Here is a 26,309-nt window from a genome sequence, read left to right on the forward strand (position 1 = left end):
TCGAATCTAGTTTTCAGAGAACAACAACTCTGAATGTAAGCTAAGCTATGCGTTTGGTGGCGATGGCGGAGGGGTTCCACACGTACCCATCCCGAACACGACCGTTAAGCCCTCTAGCGCCGATGGTACTTGGACCGCAGGGTCCTGGGAGAGTAGGACGCCGCCAAGCGAAACCCCATTGGGGTATTTTTTTTCGAAAATTGATAAGGGCCCTTAGCTCAGTTGGTTAGAGCGCACCTCTGATAAGGGTGAGGCCGGTGGTTCGAGTCCACCAGGGCCCATAGCAAGACCACAACAAGAAATACAAAGTGTATGGGGCCATAGCTCAGCTGGGAGAGCGCCTGCCTTGCAAGCAGGAGGTCAGCGGTTCGATCCCGCTTGGCTCCACCATTCCCTGATAGCTCAGTTGGTAGAGCACTCGACTGTTAATCGAGTTGTCACAGGTTCGAGCCCTGTTCGGGGAGCCAGTAAGGCCCGTTGGTCAAGGGGTTAAGACACCTCCCTTTCACGGAGGTAACAGGGGTTCGAATCCCCTACGGGTCATAATATGGAGGCTTAGCTCAGCTGGGAGAGCATCTGCCTTACAAGCAGAGGGTCGGGGGTTCGATCCCCTCAGCCTCCACCATATAACTTTATAACGACGCGGGGTGGAGCAGCCCGGTAGCTCGTCGGGCTCATAACCCGAAGGCCGCAGGTTCAAATCCTGCCCCCGCAATTATACTTTCCTTTGAGAAAGTGATCTGGAACCGTGGTGTAGTTGGCCTAACATGCCTGCCTGTCACGCAGGAGATCGCGGGTTCGAATCCCGTCGGTTCCGCCATTTTTTTAATCTAGTAAGGCTCGGTAGCTCAGTCGGTAGAGCAGAGGACTGAAAATCCTCGTGTCGGCGGTTCGATTCCGTCCCGAGCCACCATTTATAACACCATGTAATACGCCGGTGTAGCTCAACTGGTAGAGCAACTGACTTGTAATCAGTAGGTTGGGGGTTCAAGTCCTCTCGCCGGCACCATGTAATCCTGGAGGATTAGCGAAGCGGCCAAACGCATCAGACTGTAAATCTGCTCCCGTACGGGTTCGGTGGTTCGAATCCATCATCCTCCACCAGTTTTTCTATGAGTCATTAGCTCAGTTGGTAGAGCACCTGACTTTTAATCAGGGTGTCGAAGGTTCGAGCCCTTCATGACTCACCATTATATGCGCGTGTGGCGGAATTGGCAGACGCACTAGACTTAGGATCTAGCGTCTTTGACGTGGGGGTTCAAGTCCCTCCACGCGCATCCTTTATTTGCGGAAGTGGCTCAGCGGTAGAGCATCGCCTTGCCAAGGCGAGGGTCGCGGGTTCGATTCCCGTCTTCCGCTCCAATATTTTGCGCCCTTAGCTCAGCTGGATAGAGCGTTTGACTACGAATCAAAAGGCCGGGAGTTCGAATCTCTCAGGGCGCGCCATTATAACTTCATATTTTGCCGGCGTGGCGGAATGGCAGACGCGCTCGACTCAAAATCGAGTGGGAAACCGTGGAGGTTCGAGTCCTCTCGCCGGTATAGATAACGGGATGTAGCTCAGCTTGGTAGAGCACCTGGTTTGGGACCAGGGGGTCGCATGTTCAAATCGTGTCATCCCGATTGTTGTTATGCGGGTGTAGTTCAATGGTAGAACTTTAGCCTTCCAAGCTAATAGCGTGGGTTCGATTCCCATCACCCGCTTTATATTGAAAAGAAAGAGATGGTACTCACCGTCTCTTTCTTTTTTTGCATTCACAGGCATATTGATCATAATTGTATGCAAAGATCACGGATTATATGGCTTTAGCGTGTATCCCATCCTCACGATATATTCCCTTCTCTTTTAAGTCTGTCCTTAGTCATTGTGGAGGTGTTCAAATAGAGAAGGTCTAACACATGTTCGAACACAAGAATATCTTTTCTTTATCACAATTTATAAGAACGCTTACAAAAATAGCTTGCGTAAATCATTAACCTGTAATACCATATCAATTAAGCGCTTAACCTTTAGGGGTAAGGCGCTTAAACTTAACGTAGATTAAGCGCTTAACCCGTAAAGGAAAGGACGGCGATCAATTCATGAATACAATTCGACTAACGATGGCTCAGGCACTGCTTCGATACCTGGATCAGCAATATATCTCGGTTGACGGGGTGGAAACCAAGTTTGTTAAGGGAATCATCGGTATTTTTGGACATGGCAATGTAACAGGCATTGGAGAAGCGCTGGAGCGCAGTCCGGGAAGCCTGACGTATATGCAAGGCAAGAACGAACAAGGTATGGTGCATACGGCAGCGGCTTATGCCAAGCAGAAGAACCGTAGACAGATCTATGCATGTACAACATCCATTGGACCTGGTGCTTTGAATATGATTACGGCGGCAGCTACTGCAACGGTGAACCGGATTCCGGTTTTATTGCTTCCAGGAGATAACTTTGCTACACGGGAACCGGACCCGGTACTTCAGCAGTTGGAAGTGAGCAGTGATTATACAATCTCAGCCACTGATCCATTCAAAGCCGTCAGCAAGTACTGGGATCGCATTGTGCGTCCCGAACAGCTGATGATTGCTGTTACACAGGCGATGCGTGTGCTAACCGATCCAGCAGAGACGGGAGCAGTAACGCTCGCATTGCCGCAGGATGTGCAGGCAGAAGCGTACGATTACCCGGAATCGTTCTTTGCCCGCAAAGTACATTATCTGGACCGTCGCCCCCCGGTACAGGCAGCCATTGAACGGGCAACGGAGCAGATTGCCCGAGGCAGAAAGCCGCTGCTCGTTGCAGGCGGCGGTGTGTTGTACTCTGAGGCGTCCGTTCAACTCGTGGAGTTCGCCGAGGCATTTGGTATTCCGATCGCCGAGACGCAGGCGGGCAAGAGCGCAGTTTCTTGGGACCACCCACTGAATGTGGGGGCCATCGGGGTTACCGGCTCTCTGGCAGCCAATAGGCTGGCGAGAGAAGCGGATGTGGTGATCGGCGTCGGTACGCGGTTCTCGGATTTCACGACGGCGTCCCGCTCTGCTTTTCAGCATCCGGAAGCTTCATTCATCAACATTAACCTGAACGGCATGGATGCCGCCAAGTTAGGCGGAGAAGCCATTCTGGCAGATGCACGCGAAGGATTGCAGGCTTTGCAGAAGGAATTGCAGGAAAGACAATACCGATGTGCATATGGCGCATCCGAAATCGCTGATCTCCGCGCTGAATGGAATGCAGAAGTGGATCGGCTGTATGCAGCTCAACATGAAGCAGGGCTGGCACAGACTACAGCAGTTGGCATCGTTAACCGGACCATTGATCCATCCTCCGTTATTGTGTGTGCGGCGGGCAGTCTGCCGGGTGATCTGCATCGTCTGTGGCGTGCGGCTGAACCAAAGACGTATCACATGGAGTATGGGTTCTCCTGTATGGGGTACGAGGTAAGTGGAGCGTTCGGAGCAGCACTTGCCGAGCCGGATCGTGAAGTGTACGCCATGGTAGGGGATGGCAGTTATCTGATGCTGCATTCGGAGTTTGTGACTAGTTTGCAGGAACAGAAGAAGATGACCGTTCTATTATTCAACAACAATGGATTCCAATGTATTCATAATTTACAGCGGGAACATGGTAGTGACGGGTTCGGCAATGAGTTCCGTTATCGGGAATCCGAGAGTGGACGACTGACCGGGGATTACATGCCAATGGACTTTGCTGCACACGCCCGAAGCATGGGAGCCAAATCCTATAGAGCGGAGACAGCAGAACAGCTGGAACAAGCACTCCGAGATGCGAAGAACGAAACAGTGAGTACGTTGATTGAGATTCCGGTCGTGCCTGGAACTAACGCAGGTGGATACGAGTCATGGTGGAATGTGGGTGTACCTGAGGTATCTGCCGAAGAAAAGGTAGTTCATGCTCATCACACCATGCAAGCCAACCGTGCCAAAGCAAGACCGATTTAATCCGGTTTAATATAGTGAACCACAATGTTGAACGACAAAGGAGACGTGGGGCAATGAGCAAGCTGCCATTCCAGCTTGGGATTCATCCGATCAATTGGGTCGGTGAAGATGTGAAGGAGCATGGTGATGCGACAACATGTGCGCAGATTCTGGATGACATTCAGCGTCTTGGGCTGACAGGTACAGAGATGGGACGTAAATATCCAACTGATCCTGCTATATTGCGTGAGGAATTGAGTAAAAGGAATATCAAGCTGGTCTCCCAGTGGAAATCGGTGCTATTCTCCGATCCGGCGTATCGTCAGTCGGAGCTGGACAGTTATCGCAGACATGCGGAATTTCTGCAATCCATGGGCAGTAAGGTGATCAGTACGGCGGAGGTAGGCGGGTCACTTCATTTTGATCCAAGACGGACACCGAATGAAAAAGAAGTGCTTAGACTCAGCGAATCTGAATGGCATATCCTCGCTGAAGGATTGAATGAAGCAGGAGCCATTGCCCGTGAACATGGGTTGAAGCTTACGTACCATCATCATGGAGGCACAGTGGTAGAGCAACCGGATGAGATTGATCGACTGATGGAGCTGACAGACCCTTCTCTCGTGTATCTGCTCTATGATACTGGTCATGCGTACTACGGCGGAGCCGATCCACTTGAACTGCTGCGCAAACATTATGATCGGATCGCCTATATCCATCTGAAAGATATCCGCCCGCATGTGCTGGATGAAGCACGCGCGGAGCAATCTGACTTTGTCGGCTGTATTCGTAGAGGAGTGTTCACTGTACCAGGCGATGGATGCATTGATTTTGCACCAATTCTACAAGAACTGATCACACGAGGGTACGATGGCTGGGCGATGCTTGAAGGAGAGCAGGACCCTGCGATTCATAACCCATATGAGTATGCGAAGCGATCTTTGAACTATATGGAGTCGTTATACCAACACAGCTGATTCGTTTAGCATTGTAGCGGTCAGAGGCCACACCTATGAAGCGAAAAAGGAAGAAGGCCAGCAAGAGTATAACGTTACGATTGGAAAATAAAACTGACTTATTCTAGCCGATTACTAATCCTCACGATTGAATGAGTAACTAGTCTAGATATCCATATAGAACATGGAAAATCCCACTACAGAAAGGGGCTCACATGCAATGACTTACGTATCCTTTCCGGTATCCAGGAAGAAGGATTTCACCGCGATTGGCCGCTTGTGTATCGACTTGAACGCCAATGAGATCAATCGCCCGATGGAAGAGACGATGACGTTCACGAAGTATGTAGGTGGCTCTCCGGCCAATATTACGATTGGCATGTCCAGACTGGGTATGAAGACGGCTTTTATCGGCAAAATCGCAGGTGACCAGATGGGCAGATTCATCCAGAGTTATTTGGAGAAGAACGGCATCGACACATCAAATGTAGTTACAGATGACACTGGAGCGGTGACAGGGCTTGCTTTTACCGAAATCAAAAGCCCAACGGATTGCAGTATCCTGATGTACCGGGACAATGTAGCGGATTTGTTATTACAGGCGCAAGAGGTACAAGAGCAGTTGATTGCTGACTCCAAAGTGCTGTTAATCTCAGGCACAGCCCTCGCGCAGAGCCCATCCCGTGAAGCCGTATTACAGGCACTAACGTATGCAAAAAAACATGGCACAGTTATTGTGTTTGATCTGGACTATCGCCCATACACATGGACATCGGACGAAGAGACAGCGGTCTATTACAACCTTGCAGCGGAGAAATGCGATATCATCCTCGGCACACGTGAAGAGTTCGACATGATGGAGACATTCGACCACAATCCGGATCATAGCGATCAAGTAACTGCACAGAAATGGTTTGATTTCTCAGCGAATATTGTAGTAATCAAACACGGGAAGGAAGGATCCATTGCTTATACGCGTGAAGGGCTTTCCCACCGTGCGGACAGCTATCCGGCAAAAGTGGTCAAAACGTTTGGCGCAGGCGATTCCTACGCAGCCGGGTTCCTGTATGGATTGATGCAGGGCTGGACGATTGAGCGCAGTATGGCCTATGGCAGTGGCGCAGCAAGTATCGTCATTTCAAGCCACAGCTGTTCGGATGCGATGCCAACAGTAGAACAGGTGAATGATTACATCGAACGTTGCAATCGGGGCGAGATTACCGTGCCTTGAAGCACCTTGCAATACTTTGAATAACACACTCATACAGATCTATAACAATGAACATGTTGAACATAAGGGATCACACATAAGTGAAGGGAGACAGGGCTATGGGAAAAGGAATTTCTGAAGCGTCTGCAACAGCGACAATGGTACAAAACTGGATCGGAGGTGCCTGGGTAACCCCAGCGTCAACTCGCACGGAGCCAGTGGTGAATCCGGCTACAGAAGAGGTTATTGCACATGTGCCACTGTCCGAACAAGCGGACGTGGATCTGGCGGTTCAGACAGCACGAGAAGCGTTCAAATCCTGGAGCAGCACACCGGTTCCGCGCCGTGCACGTATTCTGTTCCGCTACCAGCAGTTGCTGGTTGAACATTGGGAAGAGCTCGCTCGCCTGGTGACACTGGAGAACGGTAAAAGTTATGCCGAAGCGTACGGCGAGGTATTACGTGGCATTGAATGCGTCGAGTTCGCGGCAGGTGCCCCGAATCTGATGATGGGCAAACAACTGCCTGATATCGCGACAGGACTGGAGTCGGGCATGTACCGCTACCCAATCGGCGTAATTGGGGGGATTACCCCGTTCAACTTCCCGATGATGGTGCCGTGCTGGATGTTCCCACTGGCTATTGCGTGTGGTAACACCTTTGTCCTGAAGCCGTCCGAGCGCACACCGCTGCTGGCAGGCCGCCTGGCAGAGCTGTTCAAGGAAGCGGGGCTTCCTGACGGCGTGCTCAACATCGTTCACGGTGCGCATGATGTCGTGAACGGGTTGCTGGAACATAAGGATGTTCAAGCGATTTCCTTTGTCGGATCACAACCTGTAGCTGAATACGTCTACACTACTGCATCCAAGCATGGCAAACGGGTACAGGCACTGGCTGGTGCCAAAAACCACTCCATCGTTATGCCGGACGCCGATCTGGATCTAACCGTGAAAGAGATTACCAGTGCAGCCTTTGGTTCAGCAGGGGAGCGTTGCATGGCATGTGCGGTTGTTGTGGCTGTGGGTGATGTGGCTGACGAACTGGTACAAAAGCTGGTGGAAGCGGCAGACCGCATTACCATTGGTAACGGCATGGATGAGGGCGTGTTCCTCGGTCCTGTCATCCGTGGACCACATAAAGAGCGTACACTCAGTTACATTGAAGCCGGAGAGCAGGAAGGCGCGGCATTGATTCGGGATGGACGTAAGGATCAGGCGACAGGTGAATCCGGTTATTTTGTAGGGCCAACGGTATTTGACCAAGTTGATAGCAATATGAAAATTTGGCAGGATGAGATCTTTGCTCCAGTACTCTCGGTAGCAAGAGTGTCTACGCTGGAGGAAGCCGTTGAGCTGGCGAACCGTTCTGATTTTGCCAACGGGGCGTGTCTGTTCACCCGCAGCGGAGCGAGTATGCGTCAATTCCGTGAAACGATTGATGCGGGCATGTTGGGTATTAACCTGGGCGTACCTGCGCCAATGGCATTCTTCCCGTTTTCCGGTTGGAAAAAGTCCTTCTATGGTGATCTACATGCCAATGGTACGGATGGTGTTGAATTCTACACTCGCAAGAAGATGGTAACGGCGCGCTGGTAACAACCAGAGCATCACTCGGGCTAAGGGGAACGCCCAGCCCATATGGACGCACATAGGGAGGATAACGGAATGGGCAAGGACAAAGTGAGAATTGGCATCATCGGTGCTGGACGGATCGGCAAAATTCATGCAGACAATCTCCTGCGTAACCCGCATGCCGAGATTGTGGGAATCAGTGACTTATTTGCAGGTCCTGAATTGGAGGCTTGGGCCTCCAGTCGTGGCATCCCTGTTGTAACAACGAACAGCAGCGAGTTGATCTCGATGCCTAATGTAGACGCGGTGCTGATCTGTTCTTCAACCGATACACATGTGCCGCTGATCGAACAGGCCGCCCAGGCGGGCAAACATATCTTCTGCGAGAAGCCGGTCAGCATGGATCTGGCACAGACCCAAGCGGCTGTAGCGGCAGTTCAGAAGGCTGGCGTGAAGTTACAAATTGGATTTAACCGCCGCTTCGATCACAACTTCAGACGGATACGTGCGCATGTGCAGGATGGTACGATTGGTGATCCACATATTATCAAAATTACGTCTCGCGACCCGAGTCCGCCTCCTGCGGAGTATATCCGGGTGTCTGGCGGGATTTTCATGGACATGATGATCCACGATTTTGACATGGCTCGGTATCTGTCCGGGAGTGAAGTGGAAGAAGTATACGCTCAGGGTAACGTGTTGATCAATCCGGTTTTTGCGGAACATGGGGACGTGGATACAGCGATTGTAACGATGACGTTTGCCAATGGAGCGATTGGTGTCATTGATAACAGTCGTCAGGCTGTATACGGGTATGACCAGCGTGTTGAAGTATTTGGCTCGATGGGCAGCGCCGCAGCGGCGAATGATCATCCAAATACGGCTGAAATCAGTACAGCGGCCGGGCTCATGCGCGACAAACCGTTACACTTTTTCCTGGAACGCTACAATGAAGCGTATGTGCAGGAGACAGCCCTCTTTATCGATGCAATCCTCCATGATACACCGGTTATCGTAGATGGCCACGATGCAGTACAGGCAGAACGAATTGCGCTGGCAGCAAAACTGTCCATGGAGCGGGGAAGACCTGTGAAGCTGAGTGAAGTTCCTGGGATGTCACTGGAATCGCAAACAGCAACGCCATAGTAGAAGATTAAAGTCACTTTTTCTAATAGAGGGCATGAATAGTCCAGGTTTTTGTTTTTATAAGTATCAGGTTTTTGTGGATGATTACAGAAAGGAGTGGATGACAAGATGTCAGAACGTATTGTGAAACCCGTGGTCAACCCGGAGGGAGACGGTACACTTATAAACGTAACACCGGAGTCGGCGGGGTGGGAATATGTTGGTTTTCAGGTAGCGAAGCTGGCGGAGGGGGAGACGCTAACCCGTGAGAGCGGTGATCAGGAACTCTGTGTGGTGCTTCTCAGTGGTTTCGCCAATGTAAGTACCCGGGAGCACACATGGGATAATATCGGAAAAAGAATGAGTGTTTTCGAGAAAATTCCGCCGTATTCGGTCTACGTCTCAACTTCCGATCAAGTGCAGATCACAGCACGTACCGAACTGGAAATCGCTATATGTGTTGCACCCGGTAAAGGCACGTACCCGGCTCGTCTCATTGCACCCGAAGATGTAGGGGTAGAGGCACGAGGATATGGCAATCTGGAACGCCAGATTCACAACATTTTGCCGGAACAAAAGGAAGCGGACAGTCTGCTCGTTGTTGAGGTATTCACGCCAGATGGGCATTGGTCCAGTTACCCGCCACATAAGCATGATCGGGACGCACTCCCGGATGAATCTTTGCTGGAAGAAACGTATTATTTCCGTGTACAGCCTGAGCAGGGGTTTGTCATTCAGCGTATATACACGGATGATCGTTCTGTGGACGAGACGCTAGCAGTGAAAAACGGAGAAGTGGTGCTTGTTCCGGACGGATATCATCCGGTAGGCGCTCCTCCGGGGTATGAGGTCTACTATCTGAACGTGATGGCTGGACCAACCCGGACCTGGAAATTCCATAACGATCCTGACCATGAGTGGTTGATGAAAAAGTAAAGCAGTTCATGCTACGCACATTGTGCTGGCTTCAAGTTGCGTATGCAGACTTCCCCCTGCATAATGAGAAGAAGAGAACAATTATCTATGTATAACGAAATTTATATATAGCACAAATGGGGAAAAACAATGAAAGCAACCATATACGATATAGCACGCGAGGCGGGTGTATCCATTGCAACCGTCTCGCAGGTCATTAATGGCAAAGGCAAGATCAGTGAGAAGCGGCGCGCCGAGATTATGGAGATCATGGAACGCCTTCACTATCAACCCAGTGCGATCGCAGCTGCACTTACAGGGAAGCAGACGTATACATTGGGGCTGCTCGTACCGGACATCTCAAACCCTTATTTCGCAGAACTCGCCAGAGCCGTGGAGGATCGAAGCCGTCAATTGGGTTACAGCGTGGTCATCTGCAGTACGGATAATAAGGACGAGCGGGTAGAGCGTTACCTGAATCTGCTTCAGCAAAAAAGGGTCGATGGCATGATGATCGGAACCGGGATCGATAATGCCGAAATTTTGTCACCACTTTTGCAGCAGTCCATCCCTGTCGCTCTGATTGCACGTCATATGCCATCCCTGTCGGTTCATACAGTCACCATTGATGACATTCTCGGTGGAGCACTCGCAGCGGAGCATCTGCTTGAACTTGGGCACACCCGTGTAGCGGTTCTGTCGGAACCGTCCAAAGTCAGCAGCAGTCAGGAACGTGTACGTGGATTCCGTGAAACCCTGATTAAGGCAGGTCATACGCTGGAACCGAATCAGATCCGAGAATCGGCAGCTGACCTGAGCTCGGCCAAAAAAGAGGCGTTACTGCTGCTCGGTGAGAAGGATCACCCGACAGGTTTGTTCTGTTGTAATGACATTCAGGCCATCGGTGCTCTCCAGGCAGCCAAAGAGCTGGGCCTACGCGTACCAGAGGATGTGTCGATTATCGGGTTTGATAACACCATTCTGGCTTCGGTAACCAGTCCACCGCTTACGACCGTTGCCCAGCCAATTGAAGAACTGGGACATCGCGCTGTAGATCTGTTGATTGAAGAGTTAAAGGATGAACAAAAAGAACCGCAGAAGATTGTGCTGAAGCCTGAGCTGGTTATCCGAGAATCAGCAGGCCGTGTATTGGGCTGAAAACAATTAGGTTTCTGATGTAACCTGATCAGTTGTGAGGCCAAGTCTACGTGTGTCATATTCATGCTCGGGATAAGGGTTGTCGTCTTACCTGGTTATGAATAGGTAATAAAACAATATAACAAAGTTAACAAACAAGCCGCGCTCACCCTATGGGAGAACGGGCTTGTTTATTTAAATTTTCATTTAAATCTTCAATTTTAGCGTAGCCCAAAACGTCATCGTAATTGAGAGACCAGAGATAAGAAATGACATTGGAACAGAAGGGGTGAGATGTTATACTGGAATATATCAATAATTACCAATTTATATGTTTTATGTAGATCTAGAGAGGGGATTGGGATGATTAAACGAATCAAGATGATTATGGGTATCGCCATGATTATTGTTTTTTTAGCTATTGCAGTGCGTATGTATACCTCCGGTCAATACACTATGTATATCCCTAGCAAACATACGACGTTTCGAGCAGAGGTCACAGATCATATGACGATGCTGGATACATTGGATCGACTGACGATTAGGAAAATTTTCAACAATGAATCGTATAATGAAGATGATGAAATAACGATTACAGATCCCAAAGAGATTAGAGACATGCTGAAGTTATTAAAGGATGTTGAACTTAAAAGAGTACGGGAATTCGACGTTTCCGAAAGGAATCCGCACTACTATGAGTGGCGACTTACCATTAATAAAGAAGGTCGCTTTACCGATGGATTCGGATTGACGTTTTATAATGAAAAGTCCATCTCCATCTACAATGAGGCGAAAACGAGAGACCAACTTGAGGACTACGAGATTACCAACGAGATTAATCTGAATGAGATGGACCGCCTTTTTGAAAAGATGAAGGAGGAGCAAACATGACCATCATAACCAACTATTATGTACGCCCTATTGAAGAACAGGATATCCCCTTTCTGTGGGAGATGTTATACGCATCCCTGCATAGAAGAGAAGGTGATGAACCTTTTCCAATCGAAAGTATTCATACTCCCGGACTGTCCAAATACGTTGAAGACTGGGGAAGAGAAGGGGATTTCGGGTATGTTGCAGTTGACCAGCAGGGCAAGAGACTAGGTTCAATAACATTAAGATTCTATACGGATCAGAATGCGGGATACGGTTATGTGAATGCAGCTACGCCAGAGATGGGGATGGCTGTAACGGAAGATGCACGTGGAAAAGGAGTAGGTACCTTACTGCTTCAGACCGCATTAGATGAGGTTGAACGGCGGGGAATTGCAGCAGTCTCGCTCAGTGTTGACCCGGATAACCAAGCGATTCGCTTATATAAGCGGTTAGGATTTGTGGAGGAGTCCCTAAATGGTACATCAGTAACGATGGTGCGTGTAAGTAAACTTGAATCTTAAATGATGAGCGTTCGGATCACTGGCAAAACTGAGTAAACCACGTGGAACTGCAAAAGAAGAGGCGTTTCCTCATGGGAACGCCTCTTTCTGTGTGCCATGTACAGCATCGGTATCTCTCTTATTATACTAAGTCCGTAGCACTTCAATATTATTTCAACAAAAATGCCAAAGCCTCGTCATACGTTTCCCATTGGAATTCAGTCTGGTGCGCGGACTCTTTGGAGATCCGATTCAATTGCATTTTGGCGATCGCACCACCTACGGCTACACTAGCTCGTTTCATCCCCCACTGTGTCAGTAGTTTCTGGTGTTCCACAATTTTTTCTTTGGTATCCTGAGGGAAAGCCTTCATGTTCCGCATATCTACTAGCACATCAAACGAATTCCCCAATTGTTCCGCTATTCTCTGGATTTCTGTATTCGTTTGTTCGACATGTTCAGGAGAAACAATACCTTCCCAGATAATTTCAATAATAGGTTTAGTTGAATCCAAACGTCTAACAGACATGTAGGCAACTCCTCGATAATAAAATAATATGTAATATATGAGACTATAAGCCTATTAATTATACCTTTTTATAACGAGAATGAAAACTAAATTCATAATTAAGTGGTTCTTATGGACTACTTATTCCTAGTGAAGTTAAATTCAGGGATTGTTATCATATCGTCATTGGGAGGAAGGTTAAATAGCTAAAAGCCGCCCAGAGAATGAACTCCAGACGGCTTCTACAACTGTGACACGATAAAGTTAAGATAACTACTTAAATTAGAAGCCAATCTTCAAACTGTTACCTTCCGTTGCTACACCTTTGGAAAGGGAAATGCTCAGCTTTTGTTCTGCCGAGAAGCCTAGTGTTTCCCCATCATGCAGTGTGACGTCGTTCTCAACCACATACGTTGTGGTCATGAACATCATCTCAAATACATCGCTTAAGGACTCCGACGATTGCATAATCTCCATCTCTTCTTTACCAAAGTTACGTAGTCCGTAAGTGTAAGCTGAAGCGCCTTCGGCATTTTGGAATAATCCGATGAAAATCCAGAGCGAGACTGGCAACTCATCATGTTTGATCCCACGGCTGGTTTCGACATACTGACTGGCTTCAACAACAAGTGGGGCCATGTATATGGCAAGCGCGTGATCCAACTGTAACAAAGCACTCGCTGTTTGAGTGAACAGAACATGTCCTTCAATTGCATCTGTTGCGTTCAGAACAGAGACAATAATCTGAGACTGGTGCCGTGAGGTAACTTGCTCCGCTTCTCGCCAAAGGATGTTGAGTTTGGTATTCTCCTCAACTTCACGATCGGGTACAGGCGCGGCAATATGGGCACATACCACCTGCATTCCATTCACTTCGAAAAAGAGATTGCCCTCCTCTGGGCGTTCTTCAATCTCGATATCCCATTCGTTCTTCATGTTCCTGATGAAGAGGTCAAAATCACAATCGTCACGCTCCAGCAGGACAAAACCCACGATGGTTTCACTGTAATTCGTCGATTCGACAGCACCACCTGCAGGTACTTTTTCCTTTTTGCGCCGCCGAAGCTTGTCAAACAATCCCATGACATGTTCTCCTTCCAATTCCAGAACGATTCTGGTCATTGTACACTGCTATCTATTCACTACCTTACCATAAAGGAGTTAACATGAATCGAAGCAATGCACCATTCGACAGAAATTACAGGAACAGAACTAGCAACAACGCAATGATCGCAGGCAAACCTTGTTTGATAATGATCGACCGTGAAGAAGTTGCTCCTCCATAAAGAGCCGCGATAATCACACACGCCAGGAAGAAAATCTGAATATGCTGTCCAACGGCAGCATCCGGATATACGAGTCCCCAGATCAGACCTGCCGCGAGAAATCCATTGTAAAGACCTTGATTGGCCGCGAGAGATTTGGTGGATTTGGCGAATTCCGGCGTGAGATTAAAGGTTTTCATTGTGCGTGGACGAGTCCACATAAACATCTCCATCACCATGATATAGAAGTGTTCGACAGCTACAAGAGCTACAAAAATGATACTAATCAAAGGAAACACCTTGCTTTCTGATATGTAATTTATTTACTTGTCCATCCTAGTATAATTGTTTGCAACAAGAACGGAAAGAGCAAATTTAATTTGTAACAATTTAATTGCGTATTATTAAAATCATTTATCGTTTTCCAGTTGAGTTATGATGTTGAAATTAAAAAATGGTTACAAAGGTAAGCATACGCCGATTGTCGACAATCCATTCATTGGGTAATAATGAACAATAAAGAAGTAATATTGCTCAGGAAAGGGAGGAGATTACTATGGGAACAGTTCAATTCGTCATGTTGGCTGATGATCCATCCACATTTGTGACCCGAGTTGTACCTTTAATCGACATTGAGCTTGTAGGAATTCCGGGTGACCGTCATTATGGTCTGCTTCGTCCGGCGGACTCACGTCAGAAAATCTACAAGCGTGGCACACCGATTGCGAATCGCCGCCAGATCAGTATTGTGTCTGAGGAAGAATGTGCTCTTATTGCTGAGAAAATGAACATTCCTGAAGTGCGTCCAGAGTGGCTTGGTGCCAATATACTGGTTCGTGGCATTGATCGATTGACGGAACTGCCTGCTGGAACGCGGCTCCTATTTCCAAACGGGACAGGGTTAATATGCGAAGGGGAGAACCTTCCCTGTGTACATCCGGGGAAAATGATTGAACAATTCTACGAACAGGACGGTTTGCGCAAAAAGTTCGTGCCAGCCGCTCGCAAAAAACGTGGAATCGTCTGCTCGGTTGAGCGGGAAGGTGTAATCCATACGGGGGATACCATCGAAGTCATTCACCTGTCCTGATTTTCAGGACAGGTTTCTAATTGATCAGCCCTCGGCGCTCACCATGCGGATGTTTAGAGTGTAGGTACTCCTCTGGTGTACTGCTGATCTCACATTATTTAGGTTCTCTGAACAACAATGCCCGCACAGCAAAACGGGGTAAAATGAGTTGCCTGCGCCATCTCGAAGGTTGACTGAGGAGGCAATAGAGCCATTCCAGGTTAAGCTTCTGCCATATCGCAGGGGCACGTTTGGTTTTGCCAGCCACGATATCGAGACTACCTCCTACACCTATGGCTACACCCGTTCAGTCAATTGTTCGCCCCGAAAACGGGATACCATCACAATGCCAGCACCATGGTTGAAATTTCTTAAGAGAGTCTACTTGCTTAAAAATTTAAGACAAAGAAGTATACACTTAATAATTATAAGAACTTCTTCTATGTATACGCCATACGGCTCTGTTGTGGATAACTCAAAAAGAGTTGATCTGAGACATGAGATGTAAGCATAAATAGAGATTAAAATCTAATATAAAGAAAATATTAACATTTATAGGTTGAAAATTACATCTAATAAGGATATAATTGGAATATAATCAAAGAGGGGGAAAACTAAAATTGAAGAAAAAATTATCACTAATGCTTGCATCAGTCATGGCCTTATCCGTATCGTTGTATTCGTTGGCAAGTGCGTCTGAAACAGAGATAGTTCCAATGAATGCTGATAAAATTGAGAGCGGTTACGTTTACCTCAACGGAGAGCCGTTAAAAGAGAATACTACTGTTTACGCAACTGAAGAAAATCAAGAAGAACTTGTTGAAAAATATGGTCTTGAAAAGCCTTCTGAAAGCGCAAAACTTGTATCCATTCAAATTGTAAATAATGAACCTTCCTCTCGACCTGTATTGCCAAGTGAGAACGAGGATATGGTCACGCCTCAGAATATTTTGGGATATAAGGTTGTGAAAGGACCACTACAGTATATTGACGGATGGTCTGAAATAGCACGTGCTAAATATTTCTGCAGCAAGGTAGCCTCTCAGGAGTGCAAGGGCGTTACTCTTTCGGTGAGCGCAAATCAAAGTGTAGCTGTAGAAGTACAAAGCTCTCTTAGTGTGGGAATCAAAGATATAGTCGCCGCTGAGTTTGGCCGCTCTGTAACAGACAGCATAGGTGTATCCACATCTGTCCTAGTGCCAATGAATGTACCCGGAGGCAAAACAGGGATAGCTGTTGGATACCCGATCTACAAGTCGATATACTGTCAGGTCTACAGTAAAGGTATCTTTAGTGACACGTACCTGGGCGGGGCCACCTTCTTGGAACCAAGTCCCACCTCTATTGCTGTTACATCGTGGGTGCAAGGTTAAAACTATAATCTTATAAAAAAGAGGGCTTGGTCATAGCCCCGTCAAGTAGACAATAAAAAGAAGTTTTATCAAGTGGCGACTTTTTCCCCGGAATTCAATCGGGGAGAGGTCGCCCAGTTTGTTTTGGAAACGTTCCATGTTGTCATAGCGGTTCCCGCGAGGAGAACGGCTCCTTGTGAGCTTCTTCTCTTCAAATAACTTGGCATAATTCTGAGTTATATACTGAAAACCTGGTCCGAGTGGAGTAAGGAAGGTCCACACTTCAGTTTCTTCACCGTGTCTGTAACGAGTTTTAAGTCATTTTGCTCGGAGAGTTTTCACGGAACTGAAGCTCTCTCATTAAACGGTATCTGATCTTCTGGAAAAGGACTATTTTACCTGTTGTCGCGTTTTTACAATACGGCCTTTGGGGTATAACGATAGGATAGGAGTGCGAGCTTGGCAGATCGCGTATCCAATACATAAAGGGAGTGAGTCCATGGAACTGAAATATGAATTCTATATCAATGCAGGACTGGAAGAGGTGTGGAATGCTCTAATATCACCAGACGGCACACGGAATAGTTTTTTCGGCAGCGAACTTCGCACCAATTTCCAACCAGGCCAGCCGTTTGCTTATGTAGGGCCAGGTAATGATGGTGCGGAGACTGTCCATGTGTATGGAGATATATTGGAATTTGAACCGTTGTCCAGACTTAGTTATCAGGAGCATCCTGGACCGTCGTACCATGCGAATCATGCCGAGCTTCAATCCAGAGTGGTCTTCCAGTTGGAAACTGTAGGTGAGTGTACTAAGCTGACGCTGATCAATGATCAATTTACAGATAACCATCCTTCCATTGCGAATGCACAGAGCAGCTGGTGGATGATTCTAAGCAGCATCAAAACTTGGGTGGAGACGGGGAAAACACTGAATTTTGGCTGGTAGCTGGGAAGAGGTAGTCATTTAAGATTTATTTTCATAAAAAATAAAGGCAATTAATATAAGAACCAGTGCTGTTTCAGCGCTGGTTCTTGTTTTTATACAAAATTAAGACCATTGCTCTACACTTAATGTCTGATAATGTCGAAATATATATCATATGAGCTAAGAGGAGAAATGAGCATGTTTCGTAAACGTACTGAATCGACCAAACGCCTTCGTACAGATGCGCATCAGAATTTACTGGAGTATAGTCGTAAACTGGTAGCAAACGCAGAAAAGGGCAACTATGACGCAGGGATTGAAGATGGCATTGAGTTTCAGGATACTGATGAAATAGCTAGTAATATCAAAAAAGCAGTACATATGATGAAAGCTCAAAACGAAGACGTGGAAATGCGCCTTAGAATGCTGAATCAGGCAATGAATGTGGGATTATGGGAATCAAAAATTGTTGCTGGTGATCCACTGGATAACAATAATATCGTCGCATTTTCGAATGAATTCCGCCAAATGTTAGGCTTCCATAATGCCAAGGATTATCCCGATTCATTTGCAAGCTGGGCCAAATCGATATATCCGGATGACAGACCCCAACTGGTGCAGGAGATTATGAAACATGTGAATGACACAAGAGCAACAACTGCCTATAACGTCATCAGCCGTATGATTACAAAAAGTGGAGAAATCCGCTGGTTCCGATGCCTTGGACAAGTCATCCGAAATCAGGCTGGAGTTCCGGTCAAACTCCTGGGCATCATGTTTGATATTCATGAGGAGAAGAGCAAGTCTGATGAGCTGGAAGCACTCGTCACCCGATATGATCTGGTTAACCGCGCCTTGGTGGAGGCTCCGTGGGATATGACCGTTGTGGCTGGAGATGTAGTTAATCCGAACAATGAATTTTGGTGGTCACCCCAGTTCCGTAAAGAATTAGGGTTTAAAGACGAGCAGGATTTCCCGAATGTGTTCAGCAGCTGGAGCAGCCGACTTCATCCGGAAGACCATGATCGGACGATCAACGAATTTGCCAGACATATGAACGATTACAGTGGTCGTACGCCGTACGATCTGGATTATCGTTTGCAGCGTAAAGACGGGGAGTATCGGTGGTATCACGCGGGTGGGGAGACCATTAGGGATCAGGATGGAGTACCACTCCGTGTAGCTGGAACCATTCGAGATGTCACCCATGAGAAGAATAAGGAGCAGATCGTGGAAGCCATGAATCTGAAAACAAAACAATTGTCGGAGTCCATTGGCGAGATGGTACGTGGAATCAACTCGATTACCGATCAGGCACAGGATCTGGTTACTGCACAGGAGTTATCTGCTGATGCGGCTATTCAAGTGAAAAGCAGTGCAGATGATACGAAGAATATCACCGTGTTTATTCGAGAGATTGCCAGTCAGACCAATCTGCTGGGGTTGAATGCAGCAATTGAAGCTGCACGAGCGGGAGAGCTGGGACTGGGATTTGGCGTCGTTGCAGGTGAAGTGCGGAAACTGGCTGATCACAGTTCGGAGGCCACAGTAAATATCGAAGATAGCATGCAGAAGATGAAAACATTGATTGATCAGATTCTTGAACATATCGGTAATATGTCCACGTTAACGCAAAATCAGGCTGCCCTGACACAGCAGGTAAATGCTTCAATGGATGAGATCAACACCATGTCACAGGATCTGGTTAATTACTCGAGGAATCTATAATCTCGAAGCCGTTTGTTATAACATCACGATCATTGGCAACAACATCAACAAAAAACCACCGGGAAGCATTTCTGCTCCCGGTGGTTTTTTGTATTTCTATTTTATAGCTAAAATGTATAGCTTCAGTTTCAGCTATTGAATTAAACTTGTTGAACTTTGATCAGGTTTGTATTACCGGATTGACCGATTGGAACACCAGCGGACAACACAATGATGTCACCTTTTTCAATGTAACCTGTTTTAATTGCGTTACGCGTAGCCGATTCGAACATTTCATCCGTTGTTGTTACTTTGTCGCCCATAACCGGAATGACACCTGAGAGCAGGCAGATTTTCGCCAATACTTCTTCATGTTGTGTAACTGCGATGATTGGTGCTTTTGGACGATACTTGGAGATCATACGTGCTGTGAATCCACTCTCAGTCGAAGTGATGATTGCTTTTGCATTCAGTACGAGGGAAGAACTTACAGCGCCCTGACTGATAACTTCAGTAATATCAGCGATCTGTTGAGCCGATTTTTGTGCGAATTGCTCTTTGTAATCGATCATCGTTTCAGCACGGCGAGCAACAGCAGCCATCGTGCGCACGGATTGTACCGGATATTTACCAGCAGCTGATTCACCGGACAACATCACAACGTCAGCACCTTGAAGTACAGCGTTTGCCACGTCACTAACTTCGGAACGAGTAGGGCGTGGGTTCACTTGCATGGACTCCAGCATGTGTGTAGCTACGATAACCGGTTTACCAGCGCGGTTACATTTATCGATCATTTCTTTTTGCATCATTGGTACGTCTTCGATTGGCACCTCAACACCGAGATCTCCACGAGCTACCATGATACCGTCAGAAGCCAAGATGATGTCGTCCAGATTAGTCATACCTTCTTGATTCTCGATTTTAGAGATGATCTGTACGTGCTCTACACCGCGTTCTTTCAGAATGCTGCGGATTTCACGGATGTCGTCGCCTTTACGAACAAAGGATGCTGCGATAATTTCGATATCGTTTTCGATCCCAAATCCGATGTGCATAACGTCACGCTCGGTTACACCTGGCAATGTCGTTTTGATTCCTGGCAAGTTAACCCCTTTGCGTGGTTTCAGAATGCCGCCACTGATGATTTTACAATGGATATCGGATCCTTCCACAGACAGTACAGTCAGATCCACAAGGCCATCATCGATGAGGATACGATCGCCAGGTTTCACAACGAGGTTCAGTTCCGGATAGTTTACCGAGATACGCTCAGCGTCACCAAGAATTTCTTCAGTAGTCAGGATCAGCTCTTTACCAGCTTGCAGATGGCAGGATGCTTCTTTCAGTTTACCGATACGTACTTCCGGCCCTTTGATGTCCATCATGATCGGTATATAGGTGTTCAGTTCGGAAGCTGCTTTGCGGATATTGTTAATCCGTGTAACGTGATCTTCCAGTTCGCCATGAGCCATGTTCAGACGGGCAACGGTCATACCTTCCTGAATCATTACTTTTAACAATTCGATTGAGTCACAAGCAGGTCCCATGGTACAAATAATTTTTGTTTTTAACATGCTAATTTCCTCCTCATATTTAAGCTTATATGTGTATTGTAGCGTTTTCTGTCGAATCAGGGTATGAACTATAGTACAATGATTAGAGTATAGTCCGATAATGAGGTGTGTTATGGTCACTCCACTTGAAGTACGACATATTAATGGTGTCGGTTGGTACGAAGAAGCTGTGCAATCTCAAGAAACTTGGCGGCTTAGCTTGGTTACTTATGGAAAATGTGTATATTGGGTGAACGGTGATAAACAGATCATGGAAAAGGGGGAATTGCTCCTCATTCCAGGTGGTACCCCATATTACGGCAAGAGTATTCCTACAGTAACGCACACACAGATTGTAATTCAATTGCAACGCGACCATACCGAAACTCTGCCTGCACTGGAACGGTATGAGGCTTTGCGGCATAAACCTGGATGTTACGAACTGATCCATCAACGCATGAGCGCTATTTATCAACAATGGCAGGAGCGTCCGTCTTATTATGTCATGATGAGCCAAGCCTTATTGATGGAAGTGTTGATTTATATGAACAGGGAGCTTGATCGTGGAGTTATCCCGCCGGAGAGGCATAATCATGTTGAACGGATGAAGCGATATATTGAGCGGCATTATAGGGAGAAAGTGACGAAGGAAGAACTCGGGGACGAGATCAATAAAACTCCCAATTATGCTGCCGCATTATTCAAAAGCATGACAAATCAGACCATCAGTCAATATGTCCATGATCAACGGATGAAACGAGCCATATATCTGCTCACTGAGTCACAACTCTCCATCCAGGAAATTGCCGAATTTCTCGGCTACCGGGACCTGTCTTATTTTTACCGCATATTCAAACGTATAACCGGAAGTCCACCGTCTGACCTTCTTCATGAACGACCACCTATAGCGTGAAACGCGTAGTCCAACCCAAATAAAGTTCTTCTATATAAGTAGGTTTAATTAAATGAGTACAAAAAAAGAGGGCCTAGGCCCTCTTTTGCTGTATAGCAGGATCATCATCCCACCTGTTACATATATATATGTCGTTATACATGACTGCTTGGGTTAGAGGCTGTGAGTGGCTGCTTGCCTTTTTTTCGTGCCTGCCCAAGACGAAGAGCAAAGACATGTACAGTCCAATATGCTCCCTCAGCAAACAAAATGCCTCCAGCGATGTCCAGCAAGGAATGCTGTTTTACAAACACCGTTGAAGCAATAATCAACCACAGCCATACCGACCAAGAAATCCGTGCCAAAGGCTTAAAGTTCAAGTGTCTGTTGATCACAATAAACAGCAAGTAGCTGGTCAGAACGTGAACACTTGGGAAACAGTTGAAGGGCGCATCATTGGTATAGATAAACTGTACTAACACGCTGCTCAGATCAGTTCCGCCGATCTCCGGGCGCGGGACATGGGTAGGAAACACCGCAAAACAGACATTGGCAGCCATGACACCAACATTATAGGTAATCAACGTACGCCAGAATAGCGACTTGTTCGTCAGACCCAGATAGAGAAATCCAAGATACAGAATGGGCATCCAGCTAATGTACGGATAAATAAATTCTTTGAGAAAAGGAATCTGTGTGTCAATCCAAGCATAATTGTAGAAGACATCACTTCCGGTGTTGCTGCCTAGAAATACGTAAATGGAGCCTTGGAGCGGTATGCACAGAATAGCCAGTAAATGCCCCCAGCGCTGAAAGAATGCTTTCATAGTATCCCCCTGATTTCATTATGCATTGTGAGTCTATCGTTATGGGTACTTCATAGATATAAGACGCTGAAGAGTCGCCACACCCCTGCAACTTTGAACTCTTGTAATACTATAATGGACAGATAAAGGTATAAGCCATACCTGATTTTAGGGGAAAAGAAGTCAGGATAAGTCTCTTTTTTGTTACTTTTATAGTTTTATCCATAATAGGAATATTAGATATACGGATATGTGATACAACTATATTGGCATATAAGTTCTTATGACAACGGAGAACATAAATGAAACGAGGTAGGTAAATGTATGATTAATGCGCAATCCAAGCCAAAACATTCCTTTTCCAAGCGCAAACCTGTGCTCACCGTTGTGATTATTGAGCTGCTTCTTCTGTTAGCCGTATTTGCAGCAGGGGCCATTGCAACGATAAAACAACTGGACTACACTTCCCCTGTACTCATTTCTTTTACACCCATTGCCATTGTTCTGATGATCTATCTGACGTTAAGACGCAAGTGGGGAGAGACTGGCTTCCGATCTTTGCGAAGTATCCCGGCTGGCCACGCAAAGTATTATATTCCACTACTCCTTGTACTGGGTACACTTACCCTGAAAGGATTTGGGGAGCTGAGCTTGTCACGAGTAGCCTTTTTCATCTTTTTTACCTTGCTCGTAGCTTTTGTTGAGGAAACGATCTATCGGGGGCTTATTTTCAAAATATTGCTTCGAAAAAGTGCAGTGGCCGCAGTTGTGACCTCCAGCATCTTGTTTTCCATCACACATCTATTGAACGCATTGTCTGGTCAGGATACGACGGATACGATCATACAATTGATCTATGCGCTGCTCCTGGGAGCTGTACTGGCGTTATTGATGCTGAAGAACGGAAATATCGTACCGCTTATATTGTTTCATTTCATACATAATCTGATTCAATTTCTAGGGAATGATCTGGAGGACACAGGTACACTTCCTTACGATCTGTTTATACTGGCAGTACTGATTGCTTACTGTGCATGGTTAGTGTGGAGCATTCGAACAAATTCGTCTACTCCATCCAAAGGGAGTGAGCATGCGAATACGGTTGTTCATTAAGGGTATTACGGGTATTGCTTGAAAGTAGTTATCATACAGTTTCCCGTCAGCAGTTGGATCATGGTATACTTCAGTCTGGCGGGAAGACAGATATGTTCATGATACAAGGTCTGCCTATCCGTACATTAGATTTAGACAGTAGGTGATATTGTGGAGAAGACAGCACAAGGCGTAGCAGAATGGATGGTTCAGGAGATTAGATTCACAGGAACACTTCATCAGGAAGCTGCCATAGAATATGTGAAGACCCATTTTGGCGAAGAGTTTGTTTTTGTTAACGAGAACGGCAATACTTCATTGTCCAAAGAAGTGAAGAAGGCTTTCCGGAAGCTTCATCGTGGGCAGATCGCCTGGGATCGGGATGCATTTATGTGGGCATGGACATAGTGTGTTATACTGGAGTAAGAAGATTCATTGGTTGTGTTGGATATGCATGTCAGAATATTATATAAAAAATGTATAAGATGGATTAGATCTGCATATCCTTTCATAAGACCGTACATAAGCGGCCGCACACATAAGTGTGATAAACCCTGTCCCCGCGCGTGTTAATAACATGTATTTCCAAAGCTGTTTGAAAAGAAAATACAAAGATTTGCTTTTTTGCTGAATTGGAGTTATAATAAAAACAAGTTGTAGAGAGTGGAAAACCTAATTCATATATTGTAAAGGGCGATCACTTATAGGTTTATGACTGGTACCTTTTTCAATGTGTGAATTTTTATTTGCTTGCTGCAAAGAACAAAGGAACATGTTAATTTTTATTTGGAGGTGTAATTCACATGCAAAACGGAACAGTAAAATGGTTCAACGCTGATAAAGGCTTCGGTTTCATCGAAGTTGAAGGCGGAGAAGATGTATTCGTACACTTCAGCGCTATTACAGGCGACGGCTTCAAAACTCTGGACGAAGGTCAACGCGTACAATTTAAAATTGTACAAGGAAACCGTGGTCCTCAAGCAGAAGAAGTTGTAAAACTGTAATTAAAGCATAGCTGCCTTTAACATGTTAAAATGGTAAAGGCAGCTTCTTTTTTTTGATCAGTTATATAAAAGTCGACCCATTAGTTGACGAGGCAGGAGTCCGGTGGGACGTGAAACTTCCGCTAAGTGTAGGCTTCTGTGAAATAACGTCGGTTAGATGTTTTTCCATAACAAAGGGGGTAGAAGTCATGTATAATCGCAAAAAACCGTTGGAAGAGATTCCACAAGCTGATGCGGCAATCTGGGAATGTACGAGTGATACGTGCAAAGGATGGATGCGGGACAATTTTGCGTTTGATAACGTACCTACTTGTCCGATATGTGCTTCTGAGATGGTCAGCACGACTAGGATGCTACCATTGCTTGAGAATTCGAATAGTAATCTGAAAACGATGCCTAAAGGAAATCGGATTTAACATAGCTTACCCGCCTCTAACGAGGTGTTTTTTTTTAAGATTAAATAGACACCCTGTGCGAAGGTAAGGGTATTAAATATGAAGTTCCCGGCATTCGTTTTGGCGAATGCCTTTTTTTGTATCATTTTTTAACAGTAAATATAGTGTAATTGACGTGAATCGTATGAAAAAGATAAAGACCCTTTTCGCTATAAGCAAAAAGGGTCTTTGTTATGACTACAATTTTTACAACGATCAGATTGGAATTTAGATGAACAGGAACGGCAGCAGAAACAATGTTGCTACCAGAGCCAGATCGATTCCTGCTCCATAGCCGTAACCCCCACCGTATCCTCCGTAACCATATCGACCGTAGGCCGAAGATTTAACTTTTTTTGTTGCAACAGCGTTTTTCTTGCTGCTTTTTACCAGCTGCTGTTTGGATTTGACTGAGCACAGCCGTGGTCCCTCGAAACACCCGTTCAAATAAATTTTGCCATCACGACATTGACTAAGCGTACCATACATATGCTTACCGTCGTTCATAACGAGACAAACGGAACGTCCAACGTGCGGAGAAACCGTTTCTTCACATACCCGATTAATTCTGTACATGCAAATCCTCCTCATTAGATGCGGTTGCCGCTTGAATTCAACGGTTTGTATATCATAGTAAAAAGAAGACCAATTGGTATGGACGAGTACCCGGAAAATCGAATGGGGAGGAGCCGTTTTTGAATCTACTCCATACACTGGGAGAAGTGAGGAGGGGATGTCGCGTGGATTATCATGACATGCTGGCTCGGTTAGGGGAGGGAAGTGCCCATCCTGGAGGATTTTTGGCAACACTGAAGTTGCTGGATGGCTTATCTCTGCCAGTGAGTAATCATATTCTTGAGATAGGGTGCGGCACTGGGAGGACTGCGTGTTACCTGGCTAAAAGTGGATATCGGGTAACGGCGATTGATCTTCATCGCAATATGCTGGATAAGGCAGTTCGGCGAGCGAGACGAGAACGGGTGGATGTTCAATTTGTTCAGGCTGATGTAACATCGTTACCTTTTCCGGAAAATCATTTTGATGTGGTATTCGTGGAGTCGGTCACGATCTTCACCCCATGGCGGAGTGCACTTGCTGAGTATAGAAGAGTGTTGAAGCCTGGTGGACTTTTGGTGGATCGGGAGATGGTTCTATCAGGCCAGAAGACCGAATTGATGTGTCGCAGATTAAAGAAATTTTACGGTATACGAACCCTGGTAACGGCCACAGCATGGAGAAAACGCCTCAAGCAGTGTGGTTTCACCAAAGTAGAGGTCAAAGAACATTCGCGATCCATGGCAAAATGGAGCGTTGATCATGATCCACATCGCGAGATCGATATGAATTGGTTTGAGGATGAACGTATGCAGCGAATGAGTCAAACCAATGATCGTTTGCTCGCGAAATACGGCAAAAAGTTGGGATATGCTGTTTTTGCGGCTAGGGCACCGTTGGAGGTCAAAAAGGAAAAATAGGAAA

At 46.4% G+C, this 26,309-nt stretch carries 25 protein-coding genes, 17 tRNA genes, 1 rRNA gene and 1 pseudogene; 37 read left to right on the forward strand and 7 right to left on the reverse strand.

The genetic code is table 11. The features are described from left to right. Positions 1-52: 52 nt before the first annotated feature. The 27 genes from rrf to MHH25_RS01545 all read left to right on the forward strand — a co-directional run bounded on the left by rrf (position 53) and on the right by MHH25_RS01545 (position 12,238). A 5S ribosomal RNA gene (gene rrf, locus MHH25_RS01415) occupies positions 53-169 on the forward strand. A 38-nt stretch (positions 170-207) separates the two neighbouring features. Next, a tRNA-Ile gene (locus tag MHH25_RS01420) sits at positions 208-281 on the forward strand. A gap of 33 nt (positions 282-314) precedes the next feature. Further along, a tRNA-Ala gene (locus tag MHH25_RS01425) sits at positions 315-390 on the forward strand. Position 391: 1 nt separating this feature from the next. Beyond that, positions 392-467 (forward strand) — tRNA-Asn (locus tag MHH25_RS01430). Between the two features lie 4 nt (positions 468-471). Continuing rightward, positions 472-543, forward strand: a tRNA-Glu gene (locus MHH25_RS01435). A gap of 6 nt (positions 544-549) precedes the next feature. Beyond that, a tRNA-Val gene (locus MHH25_RS01440) sits at positions 550-625 on the forward strand. Positions 626-641: 16 nt separating this feature from the next. Next, positions 642-715, forward strand: a tRNA-Met gene (locus MHH25_RS01445). A gap of 27 nt (positions 716-742) precedes the next feature. Then, positions 743-820: transfer RNA gene (locus MHH25_RS01450), tRNA-Asp, on the forward strand. A 17-nt stretch (positions 821-837) separates the two neighbouring features. Further along, positions 838-913 (forward strand) — tRNA-Phe (locus tag MHH25_RS01455). Between the two features lie 20 nt (positions 914-933). Beyond that, positions 934-1,009: transfer RNA gene (locus MHH25_RS01460), tRNA-Thr, on the forward strand. A 9-nt stretch (positions 1,010-1,018) separates the two neighbouring features. Continuing rightward, a tRNA-Tyr gene (locus MHH25_RS01465) sits at positions 1,019-1,104 on the forward strand. A 10-nt stretch (positions 1,105-1,114) separates the two neighbouring features. Further along, a tRNA-Lys gene (locus MHH25_RS01470) sits at positions 1,115-1,190 on the forward strand. A gap of 6 nt (positions 1,191-1,196) precedes the next feature. Then, positions 1,197-1,277 (forward strand) — tRNA-Leu (locus tag MHH25_RS01475). A 10-nt stretch (positions 1,278-1,287) separates the two neighbouring features. Continuing rightward, positions 1,288-1,362 (forward strand) — tRNA-Gly (locus tag MHH25_RS01480). A 7-nt stretch (positions 1,363-1,369) separates the two neighbouring features. Continuing rightward, a tRNA-Arg gene (locus tag MHH25_RS01485) sits at positions 1,370-1,446 on the forward strand. Positions 1,447-1,463: 17 nt separating this feature from the next. After that, a tRNA-Leu gene (locus MHH25_RS01490) sits at positions 1,464-1,542 on the forward strand. Between the two features lie 7 nt (positions 1,543-1,549). Beyond that, positions 1,550-1,623, forward strand: a tRNA-Pro gene (locus MHH25_RS01495). A gap of 10 nt (positions 1,624-1,633) precedes the next feature. After that, positions 1,634-1,704, forward strand: a tRNA-Gly gene (locus tag MHH25_RS01500). A gap of 378 nt (positions 1,705-2,082) precedes the next feature. Continuing rightward, positions 2,083-3,948 (forward strand): 3D-(3,5/4)-trihydroxycyclohexane-1,2-dione acylhydrolase (decyclizing), encoded by a 1,866-nt coding sequence (gene iolD / locus MHH25_RS01505; RefSeq protein WP_340018937.1) that lies wholly within the window; start codon positions 2,083-2,085, stop codon positions 3,946-3,948. A 53-nt stretch (positions 3,949-4,001) separates the two neighbouring features. Next, entirely contained in the window at positions 4,002-4,904 is a 903-nt protein-coding gene (iolE, locus tag MHH25_RS01510) for a myo-inosose-2 dehydratase (protein WP_127551649.1), read from the forward strand. Between the two features lie 199 nt (positions 4,905-5,103). Next, positions 5,104-6,114: a 5-dehydro-2-deoxygluconokinase gene (iolC, locus tag MHH25_RS01515; protein WP_340018939.1), complete on the forward strand. Its 1,011-nt coding sequence runs from the start codon at positions 5,104-5,106 to the stop codon at positions 6,112-6,114. A 98-nt stretch (positions 6,115-6,212) separates the two neighbouring features. Beyond that, complete coding sequence (locus MHH25_RS01520; protein ID WP_244661184.1) at positions 6,213-7,688, forward strand: CoA-acylating methylmalonate-semialdehyde dehydrogenase; 1,476 nt, start codon at positions 6,213-6,215, stop codon at positions 7,686-7,688. A 69-nt stretch (positions 7,689-7,757) separates the two neighbouring features. Continuing rightward, positions 7,758-8,810: an inositol 2-dehydrogenase gene (gene iolG, locus MHH25_RS01525; protein ID WP_340018940.1), complete on the forward strand. Its 1,053-nt coding sequence runs from the start codon at positions 7,758-7,760 to the stop codon at positions 8,808-8,810. 108 nt (positions 8,811-8,918) lie between these two features. Next, entirely contained in the window at positions 8,919-9,725 is an 807-nt protein-coding gene (iolB, locus tag MHH25_RS01530) for a 5-deoxy-glucuronate isomerase (protein WP_340018941.1), read from the forward strand. 129 nt (positions 9,726-9,854) lie between these two features. Next, complete coding sequence (locus tag MHH25_RS01535) at positions 9,855-10,862, forward strand: LacI family DNA-binding transcriptional regulator (RefSeq protein WP_036671938.1); 1,008 nt, start codon at positions 9,855-9,857, stop codon at positions 10,860-10,862. 342 nt (positions 10,863-11,204) lie between these two features. Further along, complete coding sequence (locus MHH25_RS01540; RefSeq protein WP_340018942.1) at positions 11,205-11,732, forward strand: hypothetical protein; 528 nt, start codon at positions 11,205-11,207, stop codon at positions 11,730-11,732. Continuing rightward, positions 11,729-12,238: a GNAT family N-acetyltransferase gene (locus MHH25_RS01545; RefSeq protein ID WP_051449808.1), complete on the forward strand. Its 510-nt coding sequence runs from the start codon at positions 11,729-11,731 to the stop codon at positions 12,236-12,238. Before MHH25_RS01540 ends, MHH25_RS01545 begins: the two co-directional genes overlap by 4 nt. 148 nt (positions 12,239-12,386) lie before the next feature. On the opposite strand, the gene MHH25_RS01550 is transcribed toward MHH25_RS01545, so the two are convergent. The 3 genes from MHH25_RS01550 to MHH25_RS01560 all read right to left on the reverse strand — a co-directional run bounded on the left by MHH25_RS01550 (position 12,387) and on the right by MHH25_RS01560 (position 14,280). Continuing rightward, entirely contained in the window at positions 12,387-12,746 is a 360-nt protein-coding gene (locus tag MHH25_RS01550; protein WP_036607981.1) for a hypothetical protein, read from the reverse strand. 261 nt (positions 12,747-13,007) lie between these two features. Next, positions 13,008-13,847 (reverse strand): DUF4261 domain-containing protein, encoded by an 840-nt coding sequence (locus MHH25_RS01555; RefSeq protein ID WP_340018945.1) that lies wholly within the window; start codon positions 13,845-13,847, stop codon positions 13,008-13,010. A gap of 76 nt (positions 13,848-13,923) precedes the next feature. Further along, positions 13,924-14,280 (reverse strand): DUF1304 domain-containing protein, encoded by a 357-nt coding sequence (locus MHH25_RS01560; protein ID WP_036608019.1) that lies wholly within the window; start codon positions 14,278-14,280, stop codon positions 13,924-13,926. A 266-nt stretch (positions 14,281-14,546) separates the two neighbouring features. On the opposite strand from MHH25_RS01560, the gene MHH25_RS01565 reads away from it, so the two are divergent. Further along, on the forward strand, positions 14,547-15,080 hold the full coding sequence (locus tag MHH25_RS01565) for an MOSC domain-containing protein (RefSeq protein ID WP_340018947.1): 534 nt from the start codon (positions 14,547-14,549) through the stop codon (positions 15,078-15,080). Between the two features lie 94 nt (positions 15,081-15,174). Here the strand turns inward: MHH25_RS01565 and MHH25_RS01570 are convergent. Continuing rightward, positions 15,175-15,360, reverse strand: a pseudogene (locus MHH25_RS01570) (WecB/TagA/CpsF family glycosyltransferase); the annotation flags it as partial. A 319-nt stretch (positions 15,361-15,679) separates the two neighbouring features. Here MHH25_RS01570 and MHH25_RS01575 point away from each other — a divergent pair. From MHH25_RS01575 to MHH25_RS01585, 3 genes are all read left to right on the forward strand, one after another. Further along, the gene (locus MHH25_RS01575; protein WP_340018948.1) at positions 15,680-16,432 is read left to right on the forward strand and encodes a hypothetical protein; all 753 of its coding nucleotides are present in this window, start codon (positions 15,680-15,682) and stop codon (positions 16,430-16,432) included. Between the two features lie 478 nt (positions 16,433-16,910). Next, complete coding sequence (locus tag MHH25_RS01580; RefSeq protein WP_017691129.1) at positions 16,911-17,360, forward strand: SRPBCC family protein; 450 nt, start codon at positions 16,911-16,913, stop codon at positions 17,358-17,360. A 177-nt stretch (positions 17,361-17,537) separates the two neighbouring features. Beyond that, entirely contained in the window at positions 17,538-19,067 is a 1,530-nt protein-coding gene (locus MHH25_RS01585; RefSeq protein ID WP_340018950.1) for a PAS domain-containing protein, read from the forward strand. Between the two features lie 140 nt (positions 19,068-19,207). Here MHH25_RS01585 and pyk read toward each other — a convergent pair whose 3' ends face one another. Continuing rightward, complete coding sequence (gene pyk, locus MHH25_RS01590) at positions 19,208-20,623, reverse strand: pyruvate kinase (protein WP_074093123.1); 1,416 nt, start codon at positions 20,621-20,623, stop codon at positions 19,208-19,210. Between the two features lie 112 nt (positions 20,624-20,735). On the opposite strand from pyk, the gene MHH25_RS01595 reads away from it, so the two are divergent. After that, positions 20,736-21,515 carry an AraC family transcriptional regulator gene (locus tag MHH25_RS01595; protein WP_036607966.1) on the forward strand — a complete coding sequence of 260 codons (780 nt, stop codon included), beginning with the start codon at positions 20,736-20,738 and terminating at the stop codon, positions 21,513-21,515. Between the two features lie 134 nt (positions 21,516-21,649). On the opposite strand, the gene MHH25_RS01600 is transcribed toward MHH25_RS01595, so the two are convergent. Then, the gene (locus MHH25_RS01600) at positions 21,650-22,321 is read right to left on the reverse strand and encodes a phosphatase PAP2 family protein (RefSeq protein ID WP_051447060.1); all 672 of its coding nucleotides are present in this window, start codon (positions 22,319-22,321) and stop codon (positions 21,650-21,652) included. A 303-nt stretch (positions 22,322-22,624) separates the two neighbouring features. Here MHH25_RS01600 and MHH25_RS01605 point away from each other — a divergent pair, with 303 nt between their 5' ends. The 4 genes from MHH25_RS01605 to MHH25_RS01620 all read left to right on the forward strand — a co-directional run bounded on the left by MHH25_RS01605 (position 22,625) and on the right by MHH25_RS01620 (position 24,812). Then, positions 22,625-23,413 (forward strand): CPBP family intramembrane glutamic endopeptidase, encoded by a 789-nt coding sequence (locus MHH25_RS01605; protein WP_340018951.1) that lies wholly within the window; start codon positions 22,625-22,627, stop codon positions 23,411-23,413. Between the two features lie 150 nt (positions 23,414-23,563). Then, positions 23,564-23,800, forward strand: coding sequence for a hypothetical protein (locus MHH25_RS01610; protein ID WP_340018952.1), 237 nt, complete (start codon positions 23,564-23,566; stop codon positions 23,798-23,800). Positions 23,801-24,195: 395 nt separating this feature from the next. Continuing rightward, positions 24,196-24,396 (forward strand): cold-shock protein, encoded by a 201-nt coding sequence (locus MHH25_RS01615; RefSeq protein WP_017691122.1) that lies wholly within the window; start codon positions 24,196-24,198, stop codon positions 24,394-24,396. 188 nt (positions 24,397-24,584) lie between these two features. Further along, the gene (locus MHH25_RS01620) at positions 24,585-24,812 is read left to right on the forward strand and encodes a cold-shock protein (RefSeq protein ID WP_017691121.1); all 228 of its coding nucleotides are present in this window, start codon (positions 24,585-24,587) and stop codon (positions 24,810-24,812) included. A gap of 246 nt (positions 24,813-25,058) precedes the next feature. Here MHH25_RS01620 and MHH25_RS01625 read toward each other — a convergent pair whose 3' ends face one another. After that, the gene (locus tag MHH25_RS01625) at positions 25,059-25,406 is read right to left on the reverse strand and encodes a hypothetical protein (RefSeq protein WP_074093127.1); all 348 of its coding nucleotides are present in this window, start codon (positions 25,404-25,406) and stop codon (positions 25,059-25,061) included. A gap of 164 nt (positions 25,407-25,570) precedes the next feature. On the opposite strand from MHH25_RS01625, the gene MHH25_RS01630 reads away from it, so the two are divergent. Then, complete coding sequence (locus tag MHH25_RS01630) at positions 25,571-26,305, forward strand: class I SAM-dependent methyltransferase (protein WP_340018953.1); 735 nt, start codon at positions 25,571-25,573, stop codon at positions 26,303-26,305. Positions 26,306-26,309 lie beyond the last annotated feature (4 nt).

This window comes from Paenibacillus sp. FSL H3-0457, from assembly GCF_037981725.1.
In the GTDB taxonomy this organism is placed as follows: Bacteria; Bacillota; Bacilli; order Paenibacillales; family Paenibacillaceae; genus Paenibacillus; species Paenibacillus amylolyticus.

What these genes read in the sequence shown, in the direction of transcription:
- iolD (WP_340018937.1), top strand. Translation starts at nt 2,083, where the DNA reads ATGAATACAATTCGACTAACGATGGCTCAGGCACTGCTTCGATACCTG.
- iolE (WP_127551649.1), top strand. Translation starts at nt 4,002, where the DNA reads ATGAGCAAGCTGCCATTCCAGCTTGGGATTCATCCGATCAATTGGGTC.
- iolC (WP_340018939.1), top strand. Translation starts at nt 5,104, where the DNA reads ATGACTTACGTATCCTTTCCGGTATCCAGGAAGAAGGATTTCACCGCG.
- MHH25_RS01520 (WP_244661184.1), top strand. Translation starts at nt 6,213, where the DNA reads ATGGGAAAAGGAATTTCTGAAGCGTCTGCAACAGCGACAATGGTACAA.
- iolG (WP_340018940.1), top strand. Translation starts at nt 7,758, where the DNA reads ATGGGCAAGGACAAAGTGAGAATTGGCATCATCGGTGCTGGACGGATC.
- iolB (WP_340018941.1), top strand. Translation starts at nt 8,919, where the DNA reads ATGTCAGAACGTATTGTGAAACCCGTGGTCAACCCGGAGGGAGACGGT.
- MHH25_RS01535 (WP_036671938.1), top strand. Translation starts at nt 9,855, where the DNA reads ATGAAAGCAACCATATACGATATAGCACGCGAGGCGGGTGTATCCATT.
- MHH25_RS01540 (WP_340018942.1), top strand. Translation starts at nt 11,205, where the DNA reads ATGATTAAACGAATCAAGATGATTATGGGTATCGCCATGATTATTGTT.
- MHH25_RS01545 (WP_051449808.1), top strand. Translation starts at nt 11,729, where the DNA reads ATGACCATCATAACCAACTATTATGTACGCCCTATTGAAGAACAGGAT.
- MHH25_RS01550 (WP_036607981.1), bottom strand. Translation starts at nt 12,746, where the DNA reads ATGTCTGTTAGACGTTTGGATTCAACTAAACCTATTATTGAAATTATC.
- MHH25_RS01555 (WP_340018945.1), bottom strand. Translation starts at nt 13,847, where the DNA reads ATGACCAGAATCGTTCTGGAATTGGAAGGAGAACATGTCATGGGATTG.
- MHH25_RS01565 (WP_340018947.1), top strand. Translation starts at nt 14,547, where the DNA reads ATGGGAACAGTTCAATTCGTCATGTTGGCTGATGATCCATCCACATTT.
- MHH25_RS01580 (WP_017691129.1), top strand. Translation starts at nt 16,911, where the DNA reads ATGGAACTGAAATATGAATTCTATATCAATGCAGGACTGGAAGAGGTG.
- MHH25_RS01585 (WP_340018950.1), top strand. Translation starts at nt 17,538, where the DNA reads ATGTTTCGTAAACGTACTGAATCGACCAAACGCCTTCGTACAGATGCG.
- pyk (WP_074093123.1), bottom strand. Translation starts at nt 20,623, where the DNA reads ATGTTAAAAACAAAAATTATTTGTACCATGGGACCTGCTTGTGACTCA.
- MHH25_RS01595 (WP_036607966.1), top strand. Translation starts at nt 20,736, where the DNA reads ATGGTCACTCCACTTGAAGTACGACATATTAATGGTGTCGGTTGGTAC.
- MHH25_RS01600 (WP_051447060.1), bottom strand. Translation starts at nt 22,321, where the DNA reads ATGAAAGCATTCTTTCAGCGCTGGGGGCATTTACTGGCTATTCTGTGC.
- MHH25_RS01605 (WP_340018951.1), top strand. Translation starts at nt 22,625, where the DNA reads ATGATTAATGCGCAATCCAAGCCAAAACATTCCTTTTCCAAGCGCAAA.
- MHH25_RS01615 (WP_017691122.1), top strand. Translation starts at nt 24,196, where the DNA reads ATGCAAAACGGAACAGTAAAATGGTTCAACGCTGATAAAGGCTTCGGT.
- MHH25_RS01620 (WP_017691121.1), top strand. Translation starts at nt 24,585, where the DNA reads ATGTATAATCGCAAAAAACCGTTGGAAGAGATTCCACAAGCTGATGCG.
- MHH25_RS01625 (WP_074093127.1), bottom strand. Translation starts at nt 25,406, where the DNA reads ATGTACAGAATTAATCGGGTATGTGAAGAAACGGTTTCTCCGCACGTT.